Consider the following 12,289-nt stretch of genomic DNA (forward strand, 5'->3'; position numbering starts at 1 on the left):
CTGCTTTATGGACGCACACGTCAATACATCGGTGCCGGATATCGGCGCCCCGGTCGCCTGTCCGGCACGTACATCCGGCGATGCATGGAAGGCGCTGGCCGGGTCAGCGATCGGGTATGCGATGGACGGTTTCGACCTGCTGATCCTCGGGTTCATGCTGCCGGCCATCAGCGCGGCGCTGGCGCTCACCCCGGGCGAGTCGGGGGCCCTGGTGACCTGGACCCTGGTGGGGGCGGTCGCGGGCGGCATTCTGTTTGGCGCGTTGAGCGATGCTTATGGCCGCGTGCGCGTGCTGACCTGGACCATCGTGCTGTTCGCGGTGTTCACCGGCATGTGCGCATTCGCGCAGGGTTTCACGGACCTGCTGATCTATCGGACCATCGCCGGCATCGGCCTGGGCGGCGAGTTCGGCATCGGCATGGCGCTGGCGGCCGAAGCCTGGCCGGCGCACAAGCGGGCCCGGGTCTCGTCCTATGTGGCGCTCGGCTGGCAGTGCGGGGTGCTCCTGGCGGCGCTGCTGACACCGCTGCTGCTGCCGTTCATCGGCTGGCGCGGCATGTTCCTGCTGGGCGTTCTCCCGGCGGCGGTGGCCTGGTTCATCCGCAACAGGCTGCACGAGCCGGAACTGTTCGTGCGCCACGCCCATGCCCCGCGCGGGAAGACCAGCGCCTTCAGGCTGCTCGTGTCGGATGCGCGCACCCTGCGCACCAGCCTGGGCATCGTCATCCTCTGCGCGGTCCAGAACTTCGGCTACTACGGGATCATGATCTGGCTGCCCACGTATCTGGGCAAGACGCTGGGCTTCTCGCTCACGAAGTCCGCCCTGTGGACCTCGGTGACCATCCTGGGGATGATGCTCGGCATCGTCGCCTTCGGCCATCTGGCCGACCGTATCGGCCGCAAGCCGACGTTCCTGATCTTCCAGGCGGGCGCCGTGGCGATGGTGCTGACATACGCCCGCCTGACGGACCCGCTCGCGCTGCTATGGGCCGGCGCGGTGATGGGCATGTTCGTCAACGGGATGATCGGCGGATACGGTGCGCTCATTTCCGAAGCGTTGCCGACGGCCGCCCGCGCCACGGCGCAAAACGTGCTCTTCAACCTCGGCCGCGCGGTCGGCGGGTTCGGGCCGGTGGTGGTCGGCAGCCTGGCCGCGGCGTATTCCTTCCGGACGGCGATTGCGCTGCTGGCCGGCCTTTATGTGCTGGACATGCTGGCCACGATGGCGTTCGTGCCCGAGCGCAAGGGGGCCGAACTGGCGTGACGGCGGTCGGCCGTGCGCGTGCCGTCGGAGGGAGATGATCCAATCCCCGGGCCAGGCCTGACCGAGGCGATCCGTTCCTATTTGGGGCCACGGGCACCAAGGCTCAAAAAGTTGTGATACTGTATATCCATACAGTATTCGGCTCAGCCTTGCGGTGCCTTCATGTCTGCGCAGTCCCCGTCTCTTTTTTCCGCCAACGATGTCGCGGCACCTCCGGCCGTCGTTGATGCGGCCGCTGGTCCGGTAACCGCCGGGGTGCTTCCGCGTGTGCGGCCGGTGCCATCGCCGGAGCTGCTGCACCCGGCGCTGTGGCGGGCCGGCAGCCTGGCGCGGGGTGTCGGGCGGGTGCTGGCGACCGGCCATGACGCGCTGGATGCCGAACTGCCCGGCGGCGGCTGGCCACTGGGCGGGCTGACAGAACTGCTGTGCCCGCAGCCCGGTATCGGGGAATGCCGGCTGCTGCGGCCGGCGCTGTCCACGCTGTGCGCCGGCGCGGAGCGCATCGCCCTGGTCGGGCCGCCGTATCTGCCCAATGCGGTGCGGCTGGTCGGCTGGGATTTTTCGCCGGAGCAGATGGTCTGGGTGCGCGCGGCCAAGCCGTCGGACCTGCTGTGGGCGGCCGAGCAGATCCTGCGCAGCCAGGCGTTCGGCGGGGTGCTGCTCTGGCTGGACCAGGCGCGCCCCGGCGTGCTGCGCCGGCTGCAGGTGCTGGCGCAGGCCGGCGAAAGCGCGATCTGGGTGTTCCGTCCGGTGCAGGCGCTGCGGGAGTCGTCGCCGGCGGTGCTGCGGCTCGGGCTGGCGCCCATGGCGGGCGATACGCTGTCCATCGCCTTCCACAAGCGGCGCGGGCCGCTGCGCGACACGCCGCTGGCGTTGCCCCTGGCCGATCCGCTGCGGGCCGGTCGCGCTTCGGTGCGGCCGCTGCCGGCTGCGCCGGCCGAGCCGTTTGTCGTGGACCCGGCCACGGCGGCGCTGCTGGCGTCGCTGTCATCCTTTCCTGTGTCCGGCGAGGTGCCGGACGCCACCGATCATGCCGTTCTGGATCGCAGTGCATCTGCCTCGCCTGCCGCTCGACGCGCTGCGTTCCCGGTGGTCTGATCCGGCCGCGGGGCCGGCGGGGATGCCCCTGCCGGTCGTGGTGCTGGAGCAGGAGCGCGTGGTGGCGACCAACCGGGCGGCCGCGCGCGAGGGCGTGCAGCCGGGCCTGCGGCGGGCCGGCATGCAGGCGCTGGTGCCGCACGCGCTGCAGCTGGCGCGCGACCCGGCCGCCGAGGCGCGGCTGGTGCAGGCGCTCGCGCTGGCGCTGCTGGCCCTGACGCCGCATGTCTGCCTAGACCTGGCGGACGAGGCGACCGTGCTGCTGGAGGTGCAAGCCAGCCTGCGCCTGTTCGGCGGCCATCGCGCGCTCTGCCGGGCCGTGCGGCGCTACGCGCGCTGCCTGGGGCTGGTGCCGCAGATCGGCACGGGTACCACGGGGCGCGGCGCGGCATGGCTGGCCAGCGCGCATGCGATGCGCGGTCGCGGCGCGCAGCCGGTCCGCATCCGGCGTGCGGTGCGGCCCGCGCGCATGGCCGTGCTGCTCGACGGCCTGCCCATCGAGACCGTCGCCAGGTTGACGCGCCCGGATTGGCTGGAAGGGCTGGGCTGCCGCACGCTGGCCGACCTGCGCGGCCTGCCGCGGGGCGGCCTGCGCCGGCGCTGCGGGCCGCTGCTGGTCGACACGCTCGACGCGGGCTATGGCGAGGCGCATGAACGCTTCACCTGGTTTGCCGCGCCGATGCGCTTCGACGTGCCGCTCGAACTGCCCGGCCGCATCGACAGCGCCGAAGGCGTACTGGCCGCCGCCGAGCAACTGCTGCTGCAGCTGACCGGCTGGCTGGCCGCCCACCAACTGGGCGCCAAGGGCTACCGGCTGACGCTGGAGCACGAACGCCGGCGCGGACGCGATGCCCAGGATGCCGCGTCGTCCACGCCGGTCGACATCCTGCTGGCGCAGCCGGTCCGCACGCTGGCGCATCTGTCGCGCGTGCTGCGGGAGCGCGTCCATCGCCTCACGCTGATCGCCCCGGTGGTCGAATTGCGGCTCACGGTGACGGATGCCGTGCCGCTCGCGCCGCCCACCGGCGCGCTGTTCCCCGCGCCCGGTGCCCGCGCGGAAGATGCCGCCCGCCTGATCGACACCCTGATCGCCCGCCTGGGCGCCGCCAACGTGCTGCATCCGCAGCCCTGCGCCGACCATCGCCCCGAGCGCGCCAACCACTGGGCGGAGGTGAACGCCGCCACCACGGTGTCCGGCCGCGCCGCCGCCCGCCAGGCGCTGGCGCAATGGCATGCCCGGCAGCCGGAGCGGCCGCTGTGGCTGCTGGAGCAGCCGATCCCGCTGCTGACGCGCCGGCACTATCCGTACTATCGCGGGCCGCTGCGGCTGGTATCGCTGCCGGAGCGCATCGAATCGGGCTGGTGGGACGATGCGCTGATCAAGCGCGACTACTTCATCGCGGAAGGCGAGGGCGCCGTGCGCTACTGGATCTACCGCGAGCGCGTCTCGGCCACGGCGGGCGAGGACGAGGCGCGCTGGTACCTGCACGGCCTGTTCGGCTGATGGACGGTGCACACGATGAACGCCCCGACCCCGCTGCCCATCGGCCTGCCGGACTATGCCGAACTGCACTGCATCAGCAACTTCACGTTCCTGACCGGCGCGTCGCATCCGCACGAACTGGTGGCGCGCGCCCAGGCGTTCGGCTACCGGGCGCTGGCCTTGACGGACGAATGCTCCGTGGCCGGCACCGTGCGCGCCCACATGGCGGCCAAGGAAGCGGGCCTGAAGCTGATCATCGGCAGCCGTTTCACCGTGCGCGACGCGCAAGGCGAGCCGTGGCTGCGGCTGGTGCTGCTGGCGCAGGACATCGACGGCTACGGCAACCTGTGCGAATGCATCACGCAGGCGCGGCTGGCCGCCCCCAAGGGCAATTACCGCCTGCTCGCCGACGACCTCGCCGCGCCCGCAGGTGAGCTCGCCCACCTGCGCGGCATGCCGCATTGCCTGGCCATCCTGCTGCCCGACTACGATCCCGATCCGCGGCATCTGCTGGCCCAGGCCCAGTGGTGCCGGCAGGTGTTCGGCGACCGCCTGTCGATGGCGCTCGAGCTGCCGCTGCGCCACGCCGACGACCGCCATCGCGGCACGGTGGCGGCGGTCTCGGAGCAGACCGACGTGCCCATGGTCGCCACGGGCGATGTGGCCATGCATTCTCGGCAGCGCAAGCCGCTGCACGACGTGCTGACGGCCATCCGCCTGTCCAGGCCCATCGCCGAATGCGGGCTGGCGCTGGCGCCCAGCGCCGAGCAGGCGATGCGCACGCGCATGCAGCTCGCCTTCTTCTACCAGGGCGAGCGCGGTGCCCAGGTGCTGCGCCGCAGCGTGGAGCTCGCCTCGCTGTGCGACTTCTCGCTCGACGAGATCGCATACGAATACCCGCACGAGGTGGTGCCCGAGGGGCAGACGCCCGCCGGCTATCTGCTCGCCGAGGTGATGGCCGGTGCCGCGCGGCGATACGGCAAGGACATCCCGTCCAAGGTGCGGGCGCAGCTCGACGAGGAACTGGCGCTGATCGCCGAGCTGCGCTACGAGCCGTTCTTCCTGACCGTCTACGACGTGGTGCGGTTTGCCCGCAGCCAGAGCATTCTCTGCCAGGGGCGTGGCTCGGCGGCCAATTCGGCGGTGTGCTATTGCCTGGGCATCACCGAGGTGAATCCGGAGAGCGGCAACACGCTGTTTGCACGCTTCCTGTCCCGCGCGCGCAACGAGCCGCCCGATATCGACGTCGACTTCGAGCACCAGCGGCGCGAGGAGGTCATCCAGTACATCTACAAAAAATACGGCGTCACGCGCACCGCGCTGGCCGCGGCGCTGATCACCTACCGCACGCGCAGCGCCCTGCGCGATGTCGGCCGTGCGCTCGGCATCGATCTGGGCGTGATCGAGCAGGTGGCCAAGGCGCAGGCGTGGTGGGACGGCCGGCACGAGTTCGCGCAGCGCGCCGGCCAGCAGGGGCTGGACCCCGAGTCGCCGCTGGTGCAGCGCTGGGCGGGGCTGATCGAGCAGTTGCGCGGGTTTCCGCGCCATCTGTCGCAGCATGTCGGGGGCTTTGTCATCGCGCAGGGCAAGCTGTCGCGGCTGGTGCCGATCGAGAACGCGGCCATGTCGGAGCGCCGCGTCATCCAGTGGGACAAGGACGATCTCGAATCGCTGCGTCTGCTGAAGGTGGACGTGCTGGCGCTGGGCATGCTGACAGCCATCCGCCGCACGCTCGACATGCTCGATGCGCTGCCGGGCCGGCGCGCGCATTATGGGGCGCCGGACAAGCTCGCCATGCAGCACCTGCCCGACGAGGACACGGCCACCTACGAGATGATCTGCCGCGCCGAGACCATCGGCGTGTTCCAGATCGAATCGCGCGCGCAGCAGTCGATGCTGCCGAGGCTGCGGCCGCGCACGTACTACGACCTGGTGATCCAGGTCGCCATCGTGCGGCCCGGGCCGATCCAGGGCGGCATGGTGCACCCGTACCTGCAGCGGCGCGAGGCGGTGCGCAACGGCAACCCCGACTGCGTGACCTATCCCGGCCCGGAGGTGAAGGCGGTGCTGGAGCGCACGCTGGGCGTGCCGATCTTCCAGGAGCAGGTGATGGAGATCGCCATGAAGGCGGGCGGTTTCACCGCCGACGAGGCCGACCGCCTGCGCCGCGACATGGCGGCCTGGAAGCGCAAGGGCAATCTCACCCAGCACCAGGCGCGGCTGATGAAGGAGATGGTCGAAGTGCGGCACTACGACCCGGCTTTCGTCGAGGCGCTGTGCCGGCAGATGGAAGGGTTTGCCGAATACGGCTTCCCCGAGAGCCATGCGGCCGGCTTCGCCAGGCTGGCCTATGTCAGCAGCTTCCTGAAATGCCACGAGCCGGCGGCGTTCTTTGCCGCGCTGCTCAACAGCCAGCCGATGGGGTTCTATTCGCCGTCGCAACTGGTGCAGGAGGCACGGCGCAGCCGGGTGCGCGTGCTGCCGGCGGATGTGACGGCCAGCGCGTGGGACAGCACGCTGCACGCGCGTCCGGACGGGGCGGGCGGCCAGCCCGATATCCGGCTCGGCCTCAACCGTATCCGCGGCATGCGGCCGGCGGCCGGCGAGCGCATCGTGGCCGCCCGCGCCCAGGCGCCGTTTTCCAGCGTCGAGGACCTGGCGCACCGCGCCGCGCTCGATCGCCACGACCTGAGCGTGCTGGCCGCCGCCAATGCCTTGCTGTCGCTGGCCGGGCATCGCCGCCAGGCGCTGTGGCAGACCCTGGCGCTGCAGGAGCCCGGCCAGGACCATGCCCTGCTGCGCCAGGCCCGGCCAGTGGAGGCGCCGCTGGTCCTGCCCGCGCCGTCCCTCGGTGAAGAGGTCGTTGCCGATTACGGCAGCCTGGGCCTGTCGCTGCAAAGCCATCCGCTGAGCCTGCTGCGGCCCCGGCTGGAGCGGATGCGCTTTGTCACCGCCGCCGCGCTGGCCGGCTACCGCAACGGGCAGCTGGCGCGCGCGTGCGGCATCGTGACCGTCCGGCAGCGGCCGGGCACGGCCAAGGGCACCATCTTTGTCTCGATCGAGGACGAGACCGGCGCCGTCAACGTCGTGCTCTGGCCGCGCCTGATCGAGCGTCAGCGCCGGGAGGTGCTGCATGCCCGCCTGCTGGGCGTCTATGGGAAGTGGCAGTGCGAGCGCGAGACACGGCACCTGGTCGCGCAGCATCTGGTGGATCTGACGCCGCTTCTGGGGCGGCTGGCGTCCTCCAGCCGCGATTTCCACTGACTGCCTGCCTGACCGGCCGCCACGTCACGTTCCGGCACGCCATTTGCGTGACGTTAGCCGTGCGTCGTCCGCAAGCCGGAAGCAAAGTGCGGTTTGCTGCATGTTTGCTCGTGTGCGCCTCTGCTTGGTGGTTAGGGCAAGCGCGGATCGACGGATGGCGCAGAGGGTGTGACGATTTGCGATGTATGCATCACAGCACGATTGTGAACAAGCGCAGAAAACGGCATGTGGGGCGGGAACCGTCCCTGGCTGGGCTTGTCACCATACACAGGTACGGTGGGATGCGATTTCATCACGCGTCAACATTGGGTGCAGTCGAAATTACGTCTACTCTGTAAGAACCACATCAGGAGGCCACCACTCGCAAAATGTGCAGCAGTTGGCACATCAACACGCTGCTGCCGGATGCATGTTCTGCCGTGGACCTGGAGGCGTCTTGCTCCATCGTCCGTATGTTTTTTCAGCCGCATCGAGCGGGTCCCCCGGCCCTTCGATGCCCCCCATCTCAGGTGCAGGAGCAAACAGATGGAACAGCCCTTCAAGCAGTTACACAGTCTGCGCAAGTCGCGCAAGCTCAAACAGGAAGACGTCGCCAAGATGGCCGGCATCTCGCGCGAGGCGTATCTGCGTGCGGAATCCGGCCGTGCCGATCCGCGCCTGTCGACGCTGATGGCCGTGGCCGGGGCGCTGGGGCTGGAAGTCGTGCTTGCCCCGCGCGAAGCCGTGGCCGAAATCGAGCGCGTGATCGCCAGCCATCCGACCCAGCCGTCGCCGGGCGGATCGCCTGGGACCGAGGCGGGCCGCGAAGGCCCGTCCGGTGCCATGGGCGGGTCCAGCGGCCATGGCCTGGCGGGCCAGTATCGCGGTCCGGAACGCCAGCCGCAGTCGGCCTACCATCCGGGCGCCGCGCCCAGCCAGGCAGGGCAGCAGGGCGCGCCGCACGCCGGCAATGTCGGCAGCGGTTCCGACGATCGCTCGCGCGCGGGTTCGGGCGATCGGCCGGCGGCCGGCGGCACCGGCTCAACGGGTGGCTCCGACCGCCCGGGCTCGGGTTCGCGCGAATCCTGAGCGCGGCCACCGCGTGGTGGCCTGCCAGGGCAATCCCGCCCGGGCGCGTCTGCGGTCGCGCCCGGCGGAACTTGCCCGGCCGTAGTGTCGCGCGCATACAATGCGCGTCGATACCCTGTTTCCCCATCCTTGCTGCATGCCCGACGACTCTTCCCGCGCGCGTGCCGATGCCGCCCCGGCGCCGGCCGCTGTCTTCTCCACCGCACACGGTTCCCATCCACCGTTCTGGCAAAGCCTCAAGCAGGACACCTTCTTCTGGCTGCTGCTGATCGTCTGCGCGGGACTGACCACCCTGGCGCCCCAACGCATCGTCCAATATCCGCAGTTGGTGGATTGGCACACGATTGCCGCCCTGGCGGGGCTGCTGATCCTGACCAAGGCGGTGGAGTCCAGCGGGATGCTGCAGCTGCTCGGCCAGCGCCTGGTGGATGCGGTGCAGAGCGAACGCGTGCTCGCGCTGAGCCTCGTGGGTGCCTCGGCGGCGCTGTCGACGCTGCTGACCAATGACGTCGCGCTATTCGTGATCGTGCCGCTGACAGTCGGGCTGCGGCACGTCGCCAGGCTGCCGGTGACGCGGCTGATCGTGTTCGAGGCGCTGGCCGTCAATGCGGGCTCCGCGCTCACGCCGATCGGCAATCCGCAGAACCTCTTCCTGTGGCATCAGTCCGGTCTGTCGTTCGGCGGGTTTGTCTGGCAAATGGCGCCGATGGTGGCGCTGCTGATGCTGTTGCTGCTGGTGGGGACGTGGTTCGCGTTTCCCGCGCAGACCATCCACGTGCATTCGGACGTCGACGCACCCGAGCTGCACAAGCGCCTGCTGCTGCCCGCGCTGGCGCTCTATGTGCCGTTCCTGCTGCTGACCGACCGGGGGTATCCGCTGGCGGCGCTGGCGGGCCTGGTGGTGCTGTACCTGATCGGTGCGCGCTACGTGCTGGCCCGCGTCGATTGGGGCCTGCTGCTGGTGTTCGTGCTGATGTTCATCGATCTGCGGCTGGTGGCCCAGCTGGAGCCGGTCCGGCATGGGCTTGCCATGCTGGCGCTGAGCGAGCCGACGCATCTGTACTGGGCGGGCATCGGCCTGTCGCAGGTCATCAGCAACGTGCCGGCGGCGATTCTGCTGGCCGAGTCTTCCCATGACTGGCCGGTGATGGCCTTTGCCGTGAGCGTCGGCGGCTTCGGCTTCATGGTCGGCTCGCTGGCCAACCTGATCGCCCTGCGGATGGCGAGGGACAAGCGGGCATGGCTGGTGTTCCATGTCTATTCGATGCCGTTCCTGGTGGCGGCCGCGGGCATCGTGTTTCTGTGGATGGCGCTTTCCCCCCGTTGAGAAGCGGTCCGCCGCGTTGACGGGCTGTTCGTCGGTGGCCAGGGCGTTTCGCCTGGCGTTCACGCTCACGCATTCGATGGCTGTTCCGGCCGCCTCTCCGGGATGACGGCGCTGGAGGCTTGCCGTCGCCAGTCGATCAGCTAGGCACCTCAAAGAAAAAGCGGCATGACGCAGGCCGTCATGCCGCAATGCTGCAATGGTGGCGGGCTGTGCGTGCCCGCCGCCCGGCCGCCTCACCTCGGCAGCGCGCCCGTCAGGTTCGTGATCAGCGACGTCACCGGGGCGAGCGGCTGGATCGTCGTGGTGCCGTTTGAGCGCGTGGTCGAGACCGACACGCCCGGCACCGTGCCGATGACCGTCCCGGCGGCGTTGCCGACCGCGTTCACGACCGTGCCGACAGCGCCGGCGGTGTTGCTCACCGTGCTGTTCACCACATTGCTGACCGAGCCGAGCAGGCTGCCGCCTGCCGCCACTGCGCCCGAGACCGCGCCGCCGACCTGCCCGACGCCCACCGAACCGCCCCCGACCGGGCTGGTCAGCGAACCGACCACTTGCGACACCGGTGCCCCGATACTGCCGAGCGAGCCCGTCAGCGCACCAGCGGGATTGCTGCCGCCAAGCGCGCCAGTGACCGAGCCCACGACGCCGCTGAGTGCACCGGTCGGGTTGCTGCCGCCCAGCGTGCCCACGACCTGGTTCACAACCCCTTGAACCGGAGCCAGCGCGCCGGAGCCACTGCCGACACTGCCCAGCGCACCCGTCACCGTCCCGACCGCACCGGTCAGCGCACCGGCGGGATTGCCGCCGACCGGCAGGGCGTTCTGCAGCGTGCCGACGAGGCTCGTGATCGGGGTGATCGGACTGCCGCCGGCGCCCGACAGCGTGCTGACGACCTGGGTTACGGTTCCTTGGATCGGCGCCAGCAGATTGGATGCGCCGCCAGCATTGCCCAGCGCCCCGGTCACCGTGCCGACCACGCTATTCAGCGCGCCGGTCGGGCTGTTGCTGCCGAGCGTACCGGTGACCGTGTTGACGCCCCCGCTGAGCGCCCCGGTGGGATCGCTGCCGCCGGCATTGCCCAGCGCCCCGGTCACCGTGCCGACCACGCCATTCAGCGCGCCGGTCGGGCTGTTGCTGCCGAGCGTACCGGTGACGGTGTTGACGACCCCGCTGAGCGCGCCGGTGGGATCGCTGCCGCCGGCATTGCCCAGAGCGCCGGTCACCGTGCCGACCACGCCATTCAATGCGCCAGTCGGGCTGTTGCTGCCGAGCGTGCCGGTGACTGTGTTGACGACCCCGCTGAGTGCGCCGGTGGGATCGCTGCCGCCAGCATTGCCCAGCGCCCCGGTCACCGTGCCGACCACGCCATTCAGCGCGCCGGTCGGGCTGTTGCTGCCGAGCGTGCCGGTGACGGTGTTCACGACCCCGCTGAGTGCGCCGGTGGGATCGCTGCCGCCGGCATTGCCCAGAGCGCCGGTCACCGTGCCGACCACGCCATTCAGCGCGCCGGCCGGGCTGTTGCTGCCGAGCGTGCCGGTGACCGTGTTGACGACCCCGCTGAGCGCCCCGGTGGGATCGCTGCCGCCGGCATTGCCCAGAGCGCCGGTCACCGTGCCGACCACGCCATTCAGCGCGCCGGTCGGGCTGTTGCTGCCGAGCGTACCGGTGACGGTGTTCACGACCCCGCTGAGTGCGCCGGTGGGATCGCTGCCGCTGGCATTGCCCAGAGCGCCGGTCACCGTGCCGACCACGCCATTCAGTGCGCCAGTCGGGCTATTGCTGCCGAGGGTACCGGTGGCCGTGTTCACGACACCGTTGAGTGCCCCCGTGGGATCGCTGCCGCCGGCATTGCCCAGCGCCCCGGTCACCGTGCCGATCACGCCATTCAGCGCGCCGGTCGGGTTGTTGTTGCCGAGGGCACCGGTCACCGTCCCCACCACGCCATTCAATGCGCCGGTCGCATTGCCGCTGCCGCCCAGCGCGCCGGTCACGGTATTCAAGGCACCACTGAGCGCACCGGACGGATCGCTGCCACTGACCGTGCCCACCACCTGGCCCACCGTGCCTTGGACCGAAGCCAGGGCATTCGAACCACCGCCGATGCTGCCCAGTGCGCCGCCCGCCGTGCTGGCCACCGTGCCCACCGGGTTGACGCTGTTCACGGTGCCGATGACTTGAGATACCGCGGACGAAGCCGGGGTGTTGCCGGTGACCGATTGCACGGTCGCGACCAGGGTATCGGTGGGGGTGCCGAGGGCGCCGGGGAGCGTCGTCGTCACCTCGCCCGACGACGATGCGGTCGCGCCGATCGACGTCGTCGGTGTCAGGCCGTTCGCGATGACGCTGGCCGATACGCCGCCTGCAAGCGGGCTGCTGCCCACCGCCACGATCGGCAGCGGATCGAGCGCACTGGCTGCCGCGGACGCGGAGGTCAGTACGCTGAATGCGGTTGCGACCGCCAGTGCGGTACCCGTCAATTTGAAGCTGGTTTTCATTGTGACCTCGTCTTTGTTGGTGGTGCGTTGGGTGGTGCATGAGAGACGGGTGCACGAACTATGCCATCGAGAAAATCAGGTTGATTTACACGATTTGTGGCAATGCATTCCGGCTACATAACCGGATTCATTGCGAAAAACATGCGTTTTGTCATTTATTGATGCGAAGCGTGGTGGTGTGGGCGTACCGATGTAACGTAACGTTCCGGCGCATCAGGTAACGCGCCGTGGCGCGCGGAATGCAGGCGGAGAGCCGTTCTTGCGGGTGCCGGCCAATTCAATTGGATTGC

General features: G+C 69.8%; 7 protein-coding genes. 6 read left to right on the plus strand and 1 reads right to left on the minus strand.

What is annotated here, in order from left to right; genetic code table 11:
• The first annotated feature begins 7 nt into the window (after nucleotides 1-7).
• The 6 genes from GO999_RS18015 (at nucleotide 8) to GO999_RS18040 (ending at nucleotide 9,504) form a co-directional block, all read left to right on the plus strand.
• Nucleotides 8-1,264 carry an MFS transporter gene (locus GO999_RS18015; RefSeq protein WP_211907072.1) on the plus strand — a complete coding sequence of 419 codons (1,257 nt, stop codon included), beginning with the start codon at nucleotides 8-10 and terminating at the stop codon, nucleotides 1,262-1,264.
• Between the two features lie 162 nt (nucleotides 1,265-1,426).
• Entirely contained in the window at nucleotides 1,427-2,362 is a 936-nt protein-coding gene (imuA, locus tag GO999_RS18020) for a translesion DNA synthesis-associated protein ImuA (protein ID WP_211907073.1), read from the plus strand.
• Entirely contained in the window at nucleotides 2,295-3,866 is a 1,572-nt protein-coding gene (locus GO999_RS18025) for a Y-family DNA polymerase (protein ID WP_118872665.1), read from the plus strand. Before imuA ends, GO999_RS18025 begins: the two co-directional genes overlap by 68 nt.
• A 15-nt stretch (nucleotides 3,867-3,881) precedes the next feature.
• Nucleotides 3,882-7,109 carry an error-prone DNA polymerase gene (locus GO999_RS18030; protein ID WP_118872666.1) on the plus strand — a complete coding sequence of 1,076 codons (3,228 nt, stop codon included), beginning with the start codon at nucleotides 3,882-3,884 and terminating at the stop codon, nucleotides 7,107-7,109.
• A gap of 525 nt (nucleotides 7,110-7,634) precedes the next feature.
• Nucleotides 7,635-8,177, plus strand: a complete 543-nt coding sequence (relB, locus tag GO999_RS18035) for a type II toxin-antitoxin system RelB family anti-toxin (RefSeq protein ID WP_011004099.1) — start codon at nucleotides 7,635-7,637, stop codon at nucleotides 8,175-8,177.
• Nucleotides 8,178-8,277: 100 nt separating this feature from the next.
• Nucleotides 8,278-9,504, plus strand: coding sequence for an anion transporter (locus tag GO999_RS18040; protein ID WP_019719478.1), 1,227 nt, complete (start codon nucleotides 8,278-8,280; stop codon nucleotides 9,502-9,504).
• 233 nt (nucleotides 9,505-9,737) lie between these two features.
• On the opposite strand, the gene GO999_RS18045 is transcribed toward GO999_RS18040, so the two are convergent.
• The gene (locus GO999_RS18045; protein ID WP_211907074.1) at nucleotides 9,738-11,999 is read right to left on the minus strand and encodes a beta strand repeat-containing protein; all 2,262 of its coding nucleotides are present in this window, start codon (nucleotides 11,997-11,999) and stop codon (nucleotides 9,738-9,740) included.
• Between the last annotated feature and the right edge of the window lie 290 nt (nucleotides 12,000-12,289).

Origin of the sequence: Ralstonia nicotianae, assembly GCF_018243235.1 — a bacterium.
Lineage (GTDB): Bacteria > Pseudomonadota > Gammaproteobacteria > Burkholderiales > Burkholderiaceae > Ralstonia > Ralstonia nicotianae.